General features: G+C 65.7%; 13 protein-coding genes and 1 pseudogene. 7 read left to right on the top strand and 7 right to left on the bottom strand.

Annotated elements, in window-relative coordinates:
* Positions 1 to 52: 52 nt before the first annotated feature.
* A complete protein-coding gene (locus B0E46_RS16250) occupies positions 53 to 2,875 on the bottom strand; it encodes an autotransporter serine protease (RefSeq protein ID WP_077556940.1) in 2,823 nt (940 codons plus the stop codon).
* Between the two features lie 229 nt (positions 2,876 to 3,104).
* Between B0E46_RS16250 and B0E46_RS16245 the strand changes: the two genes are divergently transcribed.
* The 3 genes from B0E46_RS16245 to B0E46_RS16235 all read left to right on the top strand — a co-directional run bounded on the left by B0E46_RS16245 (position 3,105) and on the right by B0E46_RS16235 (position 6,583).
* Positions 3,105 to 4,289, top strand: a complete 1,185-nt coding sequence (locus tag B0E46_RS16245) for an acetyl-CoA C-acyltransferase (protein WP_077556767.1) — start codon at positions 3,105 to 3,107, stop codon at positions 4,287 to 4,289.
* A gap of 160 nt (positions 4,290 to 4,449) precedes the next feature.
* Complete coding sequence (locus B0E46_RS16240) at positions 4,450 to 4,833, top strand: hypothetical protein (protein ID WP_077556766.1); 384 nt, start codon at positions 4,450 to 4,452, stop codon at positions 4,831 to 4,833.
* A 142-nt stretch (positions 4,834 to 4,975) separates the two neighbouring features.
* Entirely contained in the window at positions 4,976 to 6,583 is a 1,608-nt protein-coding gene (locus B0E46_RS16235; RefSeq protein WP_077556765.1) for a carboxyl transferase domain-containing protein, read from the top strand.
* A gap of 74 nt (positions 6,584 to 6,657) precedes the next feature.
* Here B0E46_RS16235 and cgtA read toward each other — a convergent pair whose 3' ends face one another.
* The 4 genes from cgtA to B0E46_RS16215 all read right to left on the bottom strand — a co-directional run bounded on the left by cgtA (position 6,658) and on the right by B0E46_RS16215 (position 9,146).
* Positions 6,658 to 7,737: an Obg family GTPase CgtA gene (cgtA, locus tag B0E46_RS16230; protein ID WP_077556764.1), complete on the bottom strand. Its 1,080-nt coding sequence runs from the start codon at positions 7,735 to 7,737 to the stop codon at positions 6,658 to 6,660.
* A gap of 168 nt (positions 7,738 to 7,905) precedes the next feature.
* Entirely contained in the window at positions 7,906 to 8,163 is a 258-nt protein-coding gene (gene rpmA, locus B0E46_RS16225; protein WP_077556763.1) for a 50S ribosomal protein L27, read from the bottom strand.
* Positions 8,164 to 8,182: 19 nt separating this feature from the next.
* Positions 8,183 to 8,497: a 50S ribosomal protein L21 gene (gene rplU / locus B0E46_RS16220; RefSeq protein ID WP_077556762.1), complete on the bottom strand. Its 315-nt coding sequence runs from the start codon at positions 8,495 to 8,497 to the stop codon at positions 8,183 to 8,185.
* A gap of 136 nt (positions 8,498 to 8,633) precedes the next feature.
* Complete coding sequence (locus tag B0E46_RS16215; RefSeq protein ID WP_077556761.1) at positions 8,634 to 9,146, bottom strand: DUF2059 domain-containing protein; 513 nt, start codon at positions 9,144 to 9,146, stop codon at positions 8,634 to 8,636.
* Positions 9,147 to 9,299: 153 nt separating this feature from the next.
* Here B0E46_RS16215 and uvrA point away from each other — a divergent pair, with 153 nt between their 5' ends.
* The 4 genes from uvrA to B0E46_RS16195 all read left to right on the top strand — a co-directional run bounded on the left by uvrA (position 9,300) and on the right by B0E46_RS16195 (position 15,092).
* Positions 9,300 to 12,242, top strand: coding sequence for an excinuclease ABC subunit UvrA (gene uvrA, locus B0E46_RS16210; protein ID WP_077556760.1), 2,943 nt, complete (start codon positions 9,300 to 9,302; stop codon positions 12,240 to 12,242).
* 56 nt (positions 12,243 to 12,298) lie between these two features.
* On the top strand, positions 12,299 to 12,742 hold the full coding sequence (locus B0E46_RS16205) for a thioesterase family protein (RefSeq protein ID WP_077556939.1): 444 nt from the start codon (positions 12,299 to 12,301) through the stop codon (positions 12,740 to 12,742).
* Positions 12,743 to 12,844: 102 nt separating this feature from the next.
* Positions 12,845 to 14,314: a DUF4139 domain-containing protein gene (locus B0E46_RS16200; protein ID WP_077556759.1), complete on the top strand. Its 1,470-nt coding sequence runs from the start codon at positions 12,845 to 12,847 to the stop codon at positions 14,312 to 14,314.
* Between the two features lie 22 nt (positions 14,315 to 14,336).
* The gene (locus B0E46_RS16195) at positions 14,337 to 15,092 is read left to right on the top strand and encodes an enoyl-CoA hydratase/isomerase family protein (RefSeq protein ID WP_077556758.1); all 756 of its coding nucleotides are present in this window, start codon (positions 14,337 to 14,339) and stop codon (positions 15,090 to 15,092) included.
* 56 nt (positions 15,093 to 15,148) lie between these two features.
* On the opposite strand, the gene B0E46_RS16190 is transcribed toward B0E46_RS16195, so the two are convergent.
* Positions 15,149 to 16,006, bottom strand: coding sequence for a sulfurtransferase (locus B0E46_RS16190; RefSeq protein WP_077556757.1), 858 nt, complete (start codon positions 16,004 to 16,006; stop codon positions 15,149 to 15,151).
* Positions 16,003 to 16,787: pseudogene (locus B0E46_RS16185) on the bottom strand (DUF1289 domain-containing protein). Before B0E46_RS16185 ends, B0E46_RS16190 begins: the two are co-directional and overlap by 4 nt.
* Between the last annotated feature and the right edge of the window lie 19 nt (positions 16,788 to 16,806).

Raw genomic sequence — 16,806 nt, 5'->3', positions numbered from 1 at the left:
CAGCGGGGTGCAAACCGGGAGCCCCCGGCGCATCGTCGACAGCCCGCTATGATCAGAATGTCAGCTTGTAACTGACCATGGCCATGTTTCCGCTCTGGTACTGGTCGTAGTCCCTTTCGACATCGAGTTGCAGACTGGATTTCGGCGAGAAATTCCAGTTGAGCGAAGTCGCGGCCACGCCACCGTAACGCGACAGGCCGATGCCGCCCACCGGCGCCCACTGCGTCAGCCCGGTGAAGCTGGCATCCGGTATCTCGCCGTGCATGGCCAAAGCACGCTGCCACAACAGCCGGGTCTGCAGCGTCAACGTGCCGCCACCATGCAGCGACCAGCGATGCATGGCGCGAACGCCCACGCCGGCCTGCCAGCGTTCGATGTTCTGTGCATCGGACATCAGCCCGAAACCATCCGCACCAGCCTCATTGAAGCCGTCGCCCTGGATCTGTGCGTATTGCAGGTTCACGTACGGGGTCAGCTGCATGCCACCGAGCGTGAAACGGTAGCCGCTCTCGCCATAGGCCAGGCCATAGCGGCCATTGCTGTCGCTGAATACCCTGGAAAAATCATTGCCGAGCTGGAGTTCGCGCAACATGTTTTCGCGGTAGCTGCCCATGCCGAAGCGCCCCATCGCGTACCAGTTGCCGTCGACCAGCCCGCCATAGAGCATGCCTTCCAGCGCGTGGCTGTTGCCCTGGTCGCCGCTTTCGGCGAGCCGGCCCAACCCCTGGCTCTGACTCACGGCATAGCCCACCACGCCATTCAGGCCGATGCGGCTGTCTGCACCCACCATGATGCCGCGCAGGTCGTAGCCGACGTCGCTGTAGCCGCTGCGCGACATGTTGCCCTGGGAACCCAGGTTCTGAGTCCAGCCGCCCACCTTCGACGCATCGAGCAACTGGTCGAAACGACCGGACAACGCGCGGGTGCCGGCATCCATCGCCTCGAAGGTCATCGCCGCGCTGGCGGCATGCAGCTGGCCGGACAGACTGCTCAGCGAATCCTGTGCGGCAGCCAGCGTGGCCGATTGCTGCAGGCTCGCCGCACCGGCGAAAAAGCCGCTGGCGACGACACTGGAACTCGGTGTCAGCGTGCCCTGGGTGAGCTGGCTGTTGAGCTGGCCGAATGCATTCTGCACGCGTTGCGCGGCAGCATACGACGCAGCCGTGTAGCTGGCGCCCTGTATCGCCGTGACATTCACCTGCTGCACATCGAGCCAGGCATTATTGGCGTCGTAGTGGAGTATGGAGGTCAGCAGCACATTGGGCGCCGTATTCAACGCCGAGAACGTGCCGCTGAGGCCACCGTCGGCCGTCAGCACATCGGTATGCGAGCTGACGACATAGCCCGGGTTCGCGCCGGTCACGTAAAGATCGCCGCCGGCCAGCGTGGCCGTCCCGGCGACATTCAAGGCCGAACCCAGCGACACCGCCAGCCGGCCGTTGCCTTGCTGGAGGTAGTTGCCACCGACGGTGACATTGCTGCCGCCGACACCGAGCACACCGGCGTTGGTCACGCTGCCGCCGATGCTTGGCGTATTGCTCAACGTGGCGCCGGCGCTGATGCTTGCGCTGGACGCCAGTGACTTCGCCGTAAGCGTGCCGCCCTGCACCTGGGTCATGCCCGTGTAGCTCGACGGCTGGGTCAGGTTGAGCGTGCCGCTGCCCTGCTTGACCAGGCCACCGGCGCCGGAGATCGGATTGTTCCAGCTGGAACTGCCACTGAAGCTGACCGTGACATCGCCCCAGTTGAATTGCATGGGGCCGTTGACCGCCTTGCCGACATCCAGTTCGCCGTAGCCGAAGGTGGAATTGGGCTGCGAGCCGCCGAGCGGGTCGGCTGTGCCCAGCAGCGTCTGCCGCACCAGGTCGTTGTTGAAATACGGATAGGCCTGCCACACGAGTGCGGCCGCGCCCGATACCTGCGGCGCGGCAAACGAGGTGCCTTCCACGATGTAGTAGCTCGGGTTGGTGGTGCTGGCGGTGGTGCTTTTGTCCAGCACGATCACATCGCCCGGCGCGGCGAGGCAGTAGTTCATCGCGATGCCGCACTGGTTCGAATAGCCTTCCAGCTGGGTCGGGTTGTTGCTGTTGATCGCGACGGCGACCAGCCAGCCCTTCTCCAGTTCCGGCGCCACGCTGGGCAGCGCGGCGATGTCACTGGGATTGGCCGCAGAGTCATTGCCGGCGGCGAACACGACCAGTCCGCCATGCTGCAGCACGAACGGATCGTAGGCCGCGCCAAACGCCTGGTTGATCGAGGCATTGGCGGTATTCCAGTAGATGCCGCCCCAGGAGTTGTTCATCACCTGCACGCCGGCATTGATCAGGGCCGGGTTGAGGGTCTGCGCGAAGAACGCCGCATCGGCGGCGGTGACCGGGTTGCCCTGGCCCGAGCCGTCGTCCTTCGGCGGGGTGTCGCTGATGATGCGCGCCGACACCAGGCTGGCACCGGGCGCGATGCCGCCGGGAAACTTCGCGAACGGCTGGCCGGCGGCGATCCCCGCCACCCAGGTACCGTGACCGACCACGTCGTCGACCGCCGTGTTGTTGGCACTCGGGTCGACGTAGATCAGTTCCTGCAGCACGCGCCCGGCCACGGTCGGATTGGAACGCATGATGCCGCTGTCGACAATGCCGATGGTCACACCGGCGCCGGTATAACCCTGGGCATGGGCCGCGTAGGTATTGGTGAGCGCCAGCTGGGCGTCGATCGGCGGCGGCACGGTCGATGCAGGCGGTGGTGCGGGCGGACCTGCCGGCGTGACCGGCGGTGACTTGACGTTGCTGCCGCCTCCACCGCAGGCGCTCAGAGCGATCGCCATCGCCACCAGCAAGACCTTTTCACATGGCCGCAATCCCGAACCGAACGTGATCATCATGCACTCCCCTCCCTCGATGCTGCTCTCCCTGCATCGCCTGCCTGCCAGGCACACCGCGATGCCTCCCGGCGCAAATCTTGACACAACGAAAATCCAATGAAACTCGCCGTGAGGCATGTCCGGCGCCGAACCAGCTCGGTTTGCCGTGCTTTGTGGCAGGCTGCGATAATTCGGCAGTTATCTCAGGCGCTCGCGCCCCTTCTGTCTTCAAATTGTGGAGTTACCCATGTCGGATCTCAGCGTCGTCATCGTCGGTGCCAAACGCACGGCCATCGGCTCCTTCCTCGGCCAGTTCACCGGCGTACCCACACCGAAGCTGGGCGCCACCGCGATCCGTGCGGCACTCGAGCAGTCCGGTGTCGCGCCGGCCGATGTCAGCGAAGTGATCATGGGCTGCGTGCTGCCGGCCAATCTCGGCCAGGCACCGGCACGCCAGGCGGCGCTGGCGGCCGACCTGCCGGCCGGGGCCGGCTGCACCACGATCAACAAGGTGTGCGGTTCGGGCATGAAGGCGATCATGCTGGCCCACGACCTGATCAAGGCCGGCTCGGCGAGCGTGGTGGTCGCCGGCGGCATGGAGTCGATGACCAACGCGCCGCACATGGTCAACGCGCGTACCGGCATCCGCTACGGCGACGGCCAGCTGGTCGACCACATGGCCTGGGACGGCCTCACCAATCCCTACGACGGCAAATCGATGGGTGTGTTCGGCGAGCTGTGCGCCGACAAGTACCACTTCACCCGCGAGGAGCAGGATGCGTACGCGATCGAATCAGTCAAGCGCGCGCAGGCTGCCCAGCAGAACGGCGCGTTCGCCGGTGAAATCGTCCCGGTGACCGTGAGCGGCCGCAAGGGTGACGTGCAGGTGGATACCGACGAACAACCCGGCCGCTCCGACATCGCCAAGATCCCGACGCTGAAGGCCGCCTTCCGCAAGGAGAACGGCACCATCACCGCAGCCAGCTCGTCCAGCATCTCCGATGGCGCGGCTGCGCTGGTGCTGCTTTCGGCCGATGACGCGAACAAGCGCAGCCTGAAGCCGCTGGCACGCATCGTCGCGCATGCCACCCATTCGCAGGAGCCCGAGTGGTTCACCACCGCGCCGGTCGGCGCGATCCAGAAGGTGCTGGACAAGGCCGGCTGGAAAGTGGCCGACGTCGACCTGTTCGAGATCAACGAGGCATTCGCCGTGGTCGCGATGACGCCGATGAAGGAACTCGGCATCAGCCATGACAAGCTCAACGTCAACGGCGGAGCCTGTGCGCTGGGGCACCCGATTGGTGCCAGCGGTGCCCGCCTGGTGGTGACCCTGCTCAATGCCCTGAAGACGCGCGGCCTCAAACGCGGCGTGGCCAGCCTGTGCATCGGCGGCGGCGAAGCCACCGCGATTGCCGTGGAATGCATCGACTGATGTGTGCATGACGCACAATCTCAGCCTGCGTTTATCATGACAGCCGGTTAAACCGGCTTGTCGCAAGTACCGCTGCGCCACTACAAAGAAGTGGCGCATTTTCCGCGAAAGCGTTATTAATACACGGCCAAATGGCATTCCACGGCATAGGAGATCCACCATGAAGTTTACGCGTACCCTTCTCGCCTCCGCGCTCGTCGCGTTGCTGGCGGCTTGCAGCAACGGCGCGCAGGATTCCGCGCAGGACGCCCAGAAGTCGGCTGACACCGCTCAGCAGGCTGCTGATACGGCACAGCAGGCTGCTGCGGCTGCAACCGCTGCCGCCCCTGCTGCTGCTCCGGCCTCCACGGCCGCTGCCCCGGCTTCGACCGCAGCGGCTCCGGCTGCTGCCGGCACTGCCGCTCCGAGCGCTGCTGACAGCATGAAGAGTGCTGCCAACAACGCTGCTGATGCCGCCAGCAAGGCTGCTGACGCTGCGAAGGACGCCGCTGGCGCTGCAAAGGATGCAGCTGACAAGGCGAAGGACGCCACGGCAGGGCACTGAGCCCGTCAGGCTTCCTTGTGAAACCAAACCGGCCGCCGATGCGGCCGGTTTTTTTTCGCCCCAAATAAAGCCGTTCCGATATTTCGAATCTTCGATGTCCGCCGCTATCATCGGTGGTTCGTTCACGCCGACAGAGCTGCCCATGAGTGTCATCGCTTCGCAGATCGATCCGCGCTCGCCCGATTTCCAGGCCAGCAGCGCACAGCTACGCGGCATGGTCGACGACCTGCAGCGTGAATTGATCCGCAGCGCGGAAGGTGGCGGCGCCAAGGCGCGTGAAAAACACACCGCGCGCGGCAAGCTGCTGCCGCGCGAGCGCATCCGCGCCCTGCTCGACCCGGGCTCGCCGTTCCTGGAGCTGTCCGCGCTGGCCGCCCATGGCATGTACGACGATGCCGCACCGGCAGCCGGCCTGATCACCGGCATCGGCCGGGTCAACGGCATCGAGGTGGTGGTGGTCGCGAACGACGCCACCGTAAAGGGCGGCACGTATTTCCCGATGACGGTGAAGAAGCATCTGCGTGCGCAGGAAGTGGCGCTGGAAAACCGCCTGCCCTGCGTCTACCTGGTCGATTCCGGCGGCGCCTTCCTGCCGCTGCAGGACGAGGTGTTCCCGGACAAGGAGCACTTCGGCCGCATCTTCTACAACCAGGCGCGCATGTCGGGACTCGGCATTGCGCAGATCGCGGTGGTGATGGGCTCGTGCACCGCCGGCGGCGCCTATGTGCCGGCGATGAGCGACGAGACAATCATCGTGCGCGAACAGGGCACCATCTTCCTCGGCGGGCCCCCGCTGGTGAAGGCCGCCACCGGTGAAGTGGTTGATGCCGAGACGCTGGGCGGCGCCGATGTGCATACCTCGATCTCCGGCGTGGCCGACCATTACGCCGAGAACGACGCCCACGCGCTCAGCATCGCGCGCGACATCGTGGCCAGCCTAAACCGCAAGAAGGACATGCCGCTGGCGCTGCGCACGCCGCTTGAGCCGAAATACCCGGCCGAGGAGCTGTACGGCGTGATCCCGCAGGACACCCGCCGCCCGTTCGATATCCGCGAGGTGATCGCGCGCATCGTCGACGGCTCCGAGTTCCACGAATTCAAGGCACGCTACGGCAAGACCCTGGTGACCGGCTTCGCGCACATCCATGGCTATCCGGTGGGCATCATCGCCAACAACGGCATCCTGTTCGCCGAGAGCGCGCTCAAGGGCGCGCATTTCATCGAGCTGTGCAACCAGCGCAACGTGCCGCTGGTGTTCCTGCAGAACATCACCGGCTTCATGGTCGGCAAGAAATACGAGCAGGCCGGCATCGCCAAGGACGGCGCCAAGATGGTCACCGCCGTGGCCTGCTCGCACGTGCCGAAGTTCACCGTGGTGATCGGCGGCAGCTTCGGCGCCGGCAACTATGCGATGTGCGGCCGCGCCTATGGCGCGCGCTTCCTGTGGATGTGGCCGAACGCGCGGATCAGCGTGATGGGCGGCGAGCAGGCCGCCTCGGTGCTCGCCACGGTGCGTCGCGACGGCATCGAGGCCGCCGGCAAGTCATGGAGCGCAGAGGAAGAAGAGGCCTTCAAGGCGCCAATCCGCGAACAGTACGAGCGCCAAGGCCACCCCTACTACGCCAGCGCGAGGCTGTGGGACGACGGCATCATCGACCCGGCCGACACTCGCCGCGTACTCGGCCTGGCGATCTCCGCCTCGCTCAACGCACCGATCGAGCCGCAACGCTACGGTGTATTCCGCATGTAACCGAGCGCCACGCGACAAGGTGACCTGCTGCGCGGCGCCGTTTCATGGAATTTTGAAATTCCTCGTTGCGCGCTTCAGCCTTGCGGCTGCTCGCCGCGCAGGCGCACGTCGCCCTGCAACATGTCGACGCGCGCCACACTGGCTTCGCGCTGCGATTCGAAGAAGCGCTGCACCTGCTGGCAGACTGCCATGGTGTTCTCGCGGGCGATCGCCGAAACCAGGAACCACGGTTGCGTCCAGCCGAGGTCGGCGATGACCTTCTCGGCAGTCGCCGTGCGCTCATCCTCGGCCAGCATGTCGGCCTTGTTCAACACCAGCCAGCGCGGACGCTCCAGCAGCTCCGGGTTGAATTTCTCCAGCTCCAGCTCGATCGCGCGCACCTGACCGGCCACGTCGCTGCCGTCGATCGGCGCGATATCGACCAGATGCAACAGCAAGCTGGTGCGCGCCACATGGCGCAGGAACTGGATGCCCAGACCGGCGCCCTCCGAAGCACCCTCGATCAGGCCGGGGATGTCGGCGATCACGAAGCTCTGGTCGGTGCCCAGGCTGACCACACCGAGGTTCGGATGCAACGTGGTGAACGGATAATCCGCCACCCGCGGCGTCGCGGCGGACACGGCACGGATGAAGGTCGATTTGCCGGCATTCGGGAAACCCAGCAGGCCGACGTCCGCCAGCAGGCGCAGCTCCATCTTCAGCTCGCGTACCTCGCCTGGCGTACCCGGCGTGGCCTTGCGCGGAGCCCGGTTCACCGAACTCTTGAAATGGATATTGCCCAGTCCGCCCTTGCCGCCCTGCGCCACCAGCATGCGCTGGCCATGGCTGGTGAGGTCGCCGATCACCTCGTCGGTATCGACATTGGTGATCATGGTACCTACCGGGACGCGGATGGTGGTGTCCTCACCACCCTTGCCGTACATCTGGCTGCCCATGCCGTTCTCGCCGCGCTGGGCCTTGAAGCTGCGCTGGTGGCGGAAATCGACCAGGGTGTTGAGGCCCTCGTCGGCCACCAGCCAGACCGAACCGCCGTACCCGCCGTCACCGCCGTCGGGGCCGCCGAACGGGATGAATTTCTCGCGACGGAAGCTGATGCAGCCATTGCCGCCGTCACCGGCCTGGACTTTGATGATCGCTTCGTCGACGAATTTCATGGGGGACTGCCGGAAGTTAGGGAACGGGGAACGGGGAACGGGGAAATCATAGAGGCAAAACACGGCACCGGCTTTGGCCGTTGCCCGCTCCCCCTTCGTGCCCGCTTTTGGGAACGCAAACGAAAAGCCCCGCCGAAGCGGGGCCTTCGCTGCCGCATCGCGGAAGGCTTACGCCTGCACGACGCTGACGAAACGGCGGTTCTTTTCGCCAGCAATCTTGAACTCGACCTTGCCGTCGACCAGCGCAAACAACGTGTGGTCACGACCCAGGCCCACGCCGGTACCCGGATGGAACTGGGTGCCGCGCTGACGCACGATGATGTTGCCGGCCTCGATGGCCTGGCCACCGTAGACCTTCACGCCGAGGTATTTCGGGTTCGAATCGCGACCGTTGCGGCTGGAACCTACGCCTTTTTTATGTGCCATGACTCAATGCTCCAGTTGCTCAGGCGTTGATGCCCGTGATCTCGATTTCGGTGAAATGCTGACGGTGACCCTGCTGACGCTTGTAATGCTTGCGGCGGCGGAATTTGATGATGCGGATCTTGTCGGCACGGCCGTGCTTGCGCACGGTGGCGCTGACGGTGGCGCCTGCCACGACCGGGGCACCGACGGTGACCGATTCGCCGGAGCCAACCAGCAACACCTGGTCGAAGCTCACGGTGGCGCCTTCTTCGGCGGTCAACAGCTCCACGCGCAGCACGTCGCCCTGCTGCACACGGTACTGCTTGCCACCGGTCTTGATGACTGCATAACTCATGGGAATGCCCTTCTGTCGTTATTCTCTTGGGTATCGCCAAACCTTGAACGGGGTCGGCGAACCGCGGATTATAGCGACCATCCTGCGTACTGGTCAAATACTGACCAGTACGCCTTTCCGCACGAAAGCGCCAGCGCTAGTGCGCCGGCTTCGCCACCGGCGCCGGTGAAGTGGCTGCCGGAGTGGCGGGGCAACGCCCATTGGCATCCAGCGTACCTTGCTGCTGCAACCGCTGGACCATGGCCAGACCGCGCTCGCGCCCCCATTGCTGGTTAACCCGCATGCCTTCGGCCACCACCAGCGGCATCTGTATGACCATCTTTTGACCCAGCGGCGACTGGTAAAACTTCAGCAACCCGACAACGTCTTCGGCGCTGAAATGGCTCTGGTAGATAGGCACCATGCGGCTCAACAGTTGCTGGGCACCGCCTGCATCGATGAAATTCTGCCAGTACGACGCCGGCACGCAAGGCACGACTCGACCCATCGCGCCAGCCATCTGCGCATTCATTTGGCCGAACATCTGGCTCAGATGCATCGCATCGAACAACTGGCGCACCTGCTGCTCGCTCGGCGGTGCAGCCATGGCCGAGCCCATCGAACCGCATGCCAGCATCACCCCCGCCGCAACCTCGATCCATTTGCGCATGACAATCTCCCTCGCCCCAAAGGCCCAAACCGCCATTTAGCCATAGCTGCTGCGGCAATGGAAACTTGCGCTGGCACACGCCGATTCGGGTTCGCACCATGAACTATCCAAACTCCTTGGTATAGTAAAGGCTCCCCCCCATATCCCGGCGTCATGGACACCATACGCATCCGCGGCGCACGCACGCACAATCTCAAGAACATCGACCTCGACCTGCCGCGCGACCGGCTGATCGTGATCACCGGCCTGTCCGGCTCGGGCAAGTCCTCGCTGGCCTTCGACACGATCTATGCCGAAGGCCAGCGCCGCTATGTCGAGTCGCTGTCGGCATACGCGCGGCAGTTCCTGTCGATGATGGAAAAGCCCGATGTCGACCATATCGAAGGCCTGTCGCCGGCGATCTCGATCGAGCAGAAATCCACCTCGCACAACCCGCGCTCCACGGTGGGCACGATCACCGAGGTGTACGACTACCTGCGCCTGCTGTATGCCCGCGTGGGCACGCCGCGCTGCCCCGACCACGGCATCCCGCTGGAGGCGCAGACGGTGACCCAGATGGTCGACGCCACGTTGGCGCTGGACCCGGAAAAGCGTTTCATGCTGCTGGCGCCGGTGATCCGCGAGCGCAAGGGCGAGCACGTGCAGGTGTTCGACCAGCTGCGTGCGCAGGGTTTCGTGCGTGCGCGCGTCGATGGCACCGTGTTCGATCTCGATGCCGTGCCGCCGCTGACGCTGCGCCAGAAGCACACCATCGAGGTGGTGATCGATCGCTTCCGCCCACGCGACGACATCAAGCAGCGCCTGGCCGAATCGTTCGAGACTGCATTGCGCCTGGGCGACGGGCTGGTGATCGTGGTGGACATGGATGATGCGAAGGCGCCGGAGCAGCTGTTGTCTTCGCGCTATTCCTGCCCCGTATGCGATTACTCGCTGCCCGAATTGGAACCGCGCCTGTTCTCGTTCAACTCGCCGGTAGGCGCCTGTCCTTCGTGCGATGGCCTTGGCGTGACCCAGGTATTCGATGCCTCGCGCGTGGTCGGCCATCCGGAACTGCCGCTGTCCGGCGGTGCCGTGCGTGGCTGGGACCGCCGCAATGCGCATTACTTCCAGCTGATCCTGTCGCTGGCGGCGCACTACGGCTTCGACGTCGACACGCCGTGGCAGAAACTCCCAGCCGACGTGCAGAAGGCCGTGCTGCATGGCAGCGGCAAGGACAAGATCGCGTTCCGCTACATCACCGAGCGCGGCGGCAAGGTCACCCGTGAGCATGCGTTCGAAGGCATCCTGCCGAACCTGGAACGGCGCTACAAGGAAACCGAGTCGCCGGCGGTGCGCGAGGAGCTGGCGAAATACATCAGCGACCAGCCCTGCCCGACCTGCGAAGGCCAGCGCCTCAACCGCTCGGCGCGCAACGTCTTCGTCGCCGACCACGCCCTGCCGTCACTGACGCATCGCTCGATCGACGATGCGCTGGCGTTCTTCGATACGCTCAAGCTCACCGGCTGGCGCGGCGAGATCGCGGTGAAGATCGTCAAGGAAATCCGCGAGCGGCTGAGCTTCCTCAACGATGTGGGCCTGAACTACCTGACCCTGGACCGGCAGGCGGATTCGCTGTCCGGCGGCGAAGCGCAGCGCATCCGCCTCGCCTCGCAGATCGGCGCCGGCCTGGTCGGCGTGATGTACGTGTTGGACGAACCCTCGATCGGCCTGCACCAGCGCGACAACGAACGCCTGCTCGGCACGCTGACCCGGCTGCGCGACCTCGGCAACACGGTGATCGTGGTCGAGCATGACGAGGACGCGATCCGCATGGCCGACCACGTGCTCGACATCGGCCCCGGTGCCGGCGTGCACGGCGGCGAAATCGTCGCGCAGGGCACGATGAAGGACATCCTTGCCGCGCCGCGCTCGATCACCGGGCAGTTCCTGTCCGGCAAGCGCGCGATCGAGGTGCCGACCGAGCGACGCCAGCCGGTCGGCGCCGATGCGTGGCTGCACCTGAAAGGTGCCAGCGGCAACAACCTGAAGAACGTCGACCTGGCGATTCCGGCCGGGTTGTTCACCTGCGTCACCGGCGTGTCCGGCTCGGGCAAGTCGACCCTGGTCAACGACACCTTGTTCCGCCTCGCCGCCACCGAGTTGAACGGCGCCAGCGCGCAGCCCGCCGCGTACAAATCGGTCAAGGGCATGGACCTGTTCGACAAGGTGGTCGACATCGACCAGTCGCCGATCGGCCGCACGCCGCGCTCCAATCCGGCCACCTACACCGGCCTGTTCACGCCGCTGCGCGAAATGTATGCGCAGGTGCCGGAAGCGCGTTCGCGCGGCTACACGCCGGGCCGCTTCAGCTTCAACGTGCGCGGCGGCCGCTGCGAGGCCTGCGAAGGCGACGGCATGATCAAGGTGGAGATGCATTTCCTGCCCGACGTCTACGTACCCTGCGACCTCTGCCACGGCAAGCGCTACAACCGCGAGACGCTGGAAGTCCATTACAAGGGCCACACGATTGCCGACGTGCTCGACATGACGGTGGAGGATGCGCTGAAGCTGTTCGAGAACGTGCCGACCATCGCGCGCAAGCTCGATACGCTGCGCGCCGTGGGCCTGGACTACATCAAGCTCGGCCAGAGCGCGACCACGCTCTCCGGTGGCGAAGCGCAGCGCGTGAAGCTGTCCAAGGAGCTGTCCAAGCGCGACACCGGCCGTACCCTGTATATCCTCGACGAGCCGACCACCGGCCTGCACTTCCACGACATCGAGCAGTTGCTCGACGTGCTGCACCAGCTGGTCGACCAGGGCAACACGGTGGTGGTGATCGAGCACAACCTCGACGTGATCAAGACCGCCGACTGGATCGTCGACCTCGGCCCCGAAGGCGGTGCCGGCGGCGGGCGCGTCCTGGTCGCGGGCACACCGGAAACCGTGGCCGCCACGGCGGGCTCGCACACCGGTCACTTCCTCGCTCCACACCTGAAAGCCACCAGGGCGGGCAAGACCGCCCGCGCACCGGAGGCCGAAAAACGGGTCAAGGCGGCGACCAAGCACATCGCCTCCGCCGACAAGCACAAGCCCGTCCCACGGAAAAAGCGTTCATGAGTCCACGCAAGTCCTCACCCAAGGTTGTCGAGGTGCCGGCAGCGCCTGCCGCGGATATGGCCGCTTCCGCCGCCGCTCAATCGCAGGCAGGTCTCGGCGCGCTGTTGTACGTCGCCTCGATCGGCGTGCGCTGGCGCGACCTTGACGCGTTCAACCACGTCAACAACTCCAACTACCTCACCTATCTGGAAGAGTCGCGCCTGCAATGGCTGAGCCATGTGCCGGGGCCATGGTTCGACGAGCAGGCAATGCCGGTAATGGCCGCCAGCGAAGTCAATTACCGCCGCCCGATCGAATGGCCGGCGCAACTCGAGGTGCAACTGTTCTGCGCGCGCCTCGGCAACAGCTCGCTCACGATCGCCCATCGCATAGTCGATGCCACCGATGCCAACCGGCTGTACTGTGACGGCCACGTGGTCATGGTGTGGATGAATCCGGCCACCGGCAAACCGGTGCCGCTGCCGGCTTGCATCCGCACCTCGGCCACCGGCGAGCGGTGAACGCGCGACGGTGGCCTCGACGCAAGCGCATGACGGCATCGACACCCGGCAGACCTGTGGCATGGCTATGATGGCCGCAGCCCCCTCGACGGAGTTCGACCGATGACGGCATCACACCACCCGCGCGCGCTCGCCATCGCCTGCATCGTGGCCCTGGCGGGCATGACGCAAGCACGCGCGGCAGACATCACCGCGCTCACCCTGTATCGCAGCGACAGCGCGGCGCTGTATGCCAGCAAGGGCGACGGCAGCATCGATGACGGTTACGCGGTGGTGCGCGAGCAGCGCGCACTCAACCTGACCGCCGGTATCCACGACGTGGTGATCGGCGACCTGCCCGACTCTCTCGACTCCGAGGCACTCGCCCTCAGCTTCCCCGGTGGCGGCGCCAGGGTGATTTCGCAGCGCCTGCTGCTGGCGCAGGGCGCAAACGCGGCCTTGACCGGACTGATCGGTCGCAACGTGGATGTGCTCGGCAACGACGGCCAGCCGCTGGCCAGCGGCCACTTGCTGCGTGTCAGTGACGGCCTGCTGGTGCGCAATGACCATGGCGACAACACGCTGGTCAACCACTATGCGGCCGTACGCACCTCCGCAGGCGATTTCCCAACCGGCTCCAGCCTGAATCTGCGCGTGGACGCTGCGCGTGCGGGCCAGGTCAATGCCGTGCTCAGCTATCCCACCTCCGGCCTGGGTTGGCGCGCGGCCTATGTGGCGACGCTGCAACCCGGCGGCGGCTGTCGCATGCAGTTCGAATCGCGCGCGAGCATCGCCAACCGCAGCGGGCGCGACTGGCATGACCTGCAACTCACCCTGATCGCCGGCGAACCGAACATGGCCAAGGCCTCGGCACCGCAGCCGATGATGGCGATGGCGCGCGGCTTCAATGCCAAAGCCGAGAGCGCCGAGCTGCCGCAGCAGGCCAGCCTCGCCGACTACCGCAGCTACACGCTGCCGGCTGCCGTCGACCTGCCCGACGGCAGCGTCAGCCAGGTGCCGCTATACGCCACCCGCACGCTGGATTGCGAGCGCACCGCGCTGTACGAGAACGGCGGTGGATGGGTGCCACCGCAGCCGATGCTTGGGCGTGATTTCAACCTCGGCGGCGGCAACGCCATTGTCGGCACGCTGAAACTGCAGGCGTTCGACAGCCTGCCTGCAGGCTACCTGCGCGTGCTTACCGCCGACAGGAACGGCACCGCGCAATTCATCGGCGAAGGCCGCATCAACGACACTCCGAAAGGCAGCGACGCCAGCATCACGCTGGGCACCGCGTTCGACCTGCGTGCCGAGCGCACGCGCACCAGCTTCAAGGTGGACAAGGACGGGCGTACGCTGGACGAGGCATTCCGCATCAACCTGAGCAATGCCGGTGACGCCGCCCGCACCGTGACCGTACGCGAGCACCCCAATCGCTGGCGCCAGTGGACGCTGGTCTCATCCAGCAACAAACCCAGCCAGCAGACGGCGGACACGCTGGAGTTCCGCATCGAGGTGCCAGCCAACGGCAAGGCCGTGCTGGACTATGCGGTGCGCTACCGCTGGACTGCCGAGGAAAACCCCCAGCCGTGAATCATCGAGCCGGAGCCGCATCATGCTCAACCTGACCAACCATGAAAACATCCGCGAAATCCAGCTGGCCCGTCCACCGGTCAACGCGCTGAACCTGGAGTTGCTGCTTGCCCTGCGCGCTGCGATCGACGACAGCGTGCGTGACGGTGTGCGCGGCATCGTGCTGTCCGGCGCGCAGGGACTGTTCTCTGCCGGCGTCGACGTGCCGGCCCTGCTCGGGCGCGACCGCGTCGGTGTGCGTGAATACTGGCGCGAATTCTTCGCACTGTGCGCCACCCTGGCGCGCTCGCCGATCCCGCTGGTGGCGGCGATCAGCGGCCACAGTCCCGCCGGTGGCGCGGTATTGGCGCTGTTCTGCGACTACCGGGTGATGGCGGAAGGTCCGTACCGGATCGGACTGAACGAAGTACAGGTTGGGCTGATCGTACCCGAGGCGATCCAGCTGGCGCTGCGCCGTGTGGTTGGCACCTATCGCGCCGAGCGGTTGCTGGTCGCCGGTGCCATGATCGAATCGGCCGAAGCCCTGGCGTGCGGTTTCGTCGACGAACTCACCGGTGTCGACCAAGTGGCCGTACGGGCCCGGCACTGGCTGGGTGAGCTGCTGGCGCTGCCTTCGCATGCCATGCTCGCTACCCGCACGCTTGCACGGGCCGACCTGGCAGCGGCATATGCCGATCCTGATGCACTGCCACTGGACGATTTCGTCGATGCGTTCTTCCATCCGCAGACGCAAGCGGTGCTGCAGCAGCTGGTGGCGCGGCTCAAGCAAAAGAAGTGAGTGGAGAGAAGAGAGATCAGAGGCCGCTTCGCCGCTCCGTTCTCACTTCTCCACACTCACTCCTCGCCCTTCGCCACCGGCCGTGCCGGATCGCTGATCCAGCCACTCCATGACGGCGCATACAGCCGCGAGCCATGCAGTCCGGCATGCTCCATGGCCAGCAGGTTGTGGCAGGCGGTGACACCGGAGCCGCACATGTGCACCACGTGCGATGGCGCCGTGGCGCCCAGCAACGCAACGAACTCGTCATGCAGCTGGGCGGCCGGCTTGAAGCGACCGTCGCTACCCAGGTTGTCGGCAAACGGCCGGTTCAAGGCACCGGGCACATGGCCACCAACCCGATCCAGCGGTTCGACGTCGCCGCGATAGCGCGGCGCGGCGCGCGCATCCAGCAACTTGCCGGTGGCGACATCGCGCACGGCTGCAGGATCCAGCAAGACCTGCCCTGCCTCGTAGCGCAATGACACCCGACCTGGAACCCGCGCATGCGGCTCGCCGGACTCGACCGGCTGGCCCGCCGCCAGCCACGCGGCATAACCGCCATCCAGCACGGCGACCTGGCGCACGCCCACCAGCCGCAACAGCCACCACAGTCGTGCCGCGGCCAGCGCACCACCGGCCGTGTCGTAGCAGACCACCTGCAGGTCCGGCCGCCAGCCCCAGCGCGACAGCAACGCGCTGAGCGCCGGCTCCAGCGGCAGCGGGTGCCGGCCCAGGCCTTCGGCTTGGCGCGACAGATCGGACAGGTCGCGGTCCAGGCTGGCGTACACCGCGCCCGGAACATGGCCGTCACGATAGTCGCGCGCACCCTTGTCCGGATCAGCCAGGTCGAAACGGCAGTCGACGATCAGCACCTGCGGCGATGGCAGTGCCGCGAGATCAGCGGCATCTATGAGCGTGGCATACCGGGTCATGCTTGCCCCATCCTCTGCAGCAGGTTGAACAGCATCGCGGCCGTGGCACCCCAGATGCGATGACCGCCATGGACGAACTCCACCATCGCGCGGCGGTGGCCGCGAAAATCCATCGTATAGCGCCGCAGGTTCGCTGGCTCCAGGAAAAACGCCAGCGGTACCTCGAACACTTCGGCCACCTCGCCCGGAGCCGGATGCAGCTGGGCTTCGGCGGCAATCCGCGCCACCACCGGGGTAATGCAATAGCCGCTGATCGTCTCGAAGCTGTCCAGATAACCCAGCGGCGTCACCAGCGCGCGGTCGAGGCCGATTTCCTCCTCGCTCTCGCGCAAGGCCGTGGTCAGCGCATCGCCGCCATCGGCGGGATCGCAGCGCCCGCCCGGGAACGCCACCTGGCCGGCATGCGACTGCAGATGATCCGTGCGCACGGTAAGGATCAGCCGCGGCTGCGCACCCTCGCGCAAGCCAACCAGCACGGCGGCCGGCTGACGCTGCGTGTTGCCGAGCAATTCGCTCATGTCCGCATGGTTCCAACCCGGTGCCGTCGGTGGCGACGACAACGGCCGCAGCGCCATGATCAACGCATCCATCATGGCGACCCACGCACCGGCAGGACCACCTGCATCACATGCCGCCGCTCGGCGTCGCTCATCGAGCGCCAGCGGCCGATTTCCTCGCCGGTACGCCGGCAGCCGACGCAGTAGCCACGCTCATCCAGCCGGCAGATGCCGATGCAAGGGGTAAGCGGAGGAGTTTCGACAAGGTCTGGATCGTTCGGCATGCCCAGTGATGTTACCACT

It is taken from the genome of Rhodanobacter sp. B04 (assembly GCF_002001125.1).
Lineage (GTDB): Bacteria > Pseudomonadota > Gammaproteobacteria > Xanthomonadales > Rhodanobacteraceae > Rhodanobacter.
Note: the sequence above shows the minus strand (reverse complement) of the source record. Positions and strands in the feature narration are given on the sequence as shown.

Bases quoted from the DNA above. Each gene is read 5' to 3' on its own strand.
- B0E46_RS16250 (WP_077556940.1), bottom strand. From the start codon at position 2,875: ATGATCACGTTCGGTTCGGGATTGCGGCCATGTGAAAAGGTCTTGCTG.
- B0E46_RS16245 (WP_077556767.1), top strand. From the start codon at position 3,105: ATGTCGGATCTCAGCGTCGTCATCGTCGGTGCCAAACGCACGGCCATC.
- B0E46_RS16240 (WP_077556766.1), top strand. From the start codon at position 4,450: ATGAAGTTTACGCGTACCCTTCTCGCCTCCGCGCTCGTCGCGTTGCTG.
- B0E46_RS16235 (WP_077556765.1), top strand. From the start codon at position 4,976: ATGAGTGTCATCGCTTCGCAGATCGATCCGCGCTCGCCCGATTTCCAG.
- cgtA (WP_077556764.1), bottom strand. From the start codon at position 7,737: ATGAAATTCGTCGACGAAGCGATCATCAAAGTCCAGGCCGGTGACGGC.
- rpmA (WP_077556763.1), bottom strand. From the start codon at position 8,163: ATGGCACATAAAAAAGGCGTAGGTTCCAGCCGCAACGGTCGCGATTCG.
- rplU (WP_077556762.1), bottom strand. From the start codon at position 8,497: ATGAGTTATGCAGTCATCAAGACCGGTGGCAAGCAGTACCGTGTGCAG.
- B0E46_RS16215 (WP_077556761.1), bottom strand. From the start codon at position 9,146: ATGCGCAAATGGATCGAGGTTGCGGCGGGGGTGATGCTGGCATGCGGT.
- uvrA (WP_077556760.1), top strand. From the start codon at position 9,300: ATGGACACCATACGCATCCGCGGCGCACGCACGCACAATCTCAAGAAC.
- B0E46_RS16205 (WP_077556939.1), top strand. From the start codon at position 12,299: ATGGCCGCTTCCGCCGCCGCTCAATCGCAGGCAGGTCTCGGCGCGCTG.
- B0E46_RS16200 (WP_077556759.1), top strand. From the start codon at position 12,845: ATGACGGCATCACACCACCCGCGCGCGCTCGCCATCGCCTGCATCGTG.
- B0E46_RS16195 (WP_077556758.1), top strand. From the start codon at position 14,337: ATGCTCAACCTGACCAACCATGAAAACATCCGCGAAATCCAGCTGGCC.
- B0E46_RS16190 (WP_077556757.1), bottom strand. From the start codon at position 16,006: ATGACCCGGTATGCCACGCTCATAGATGCCGCTGATCTCGCGGCACTG.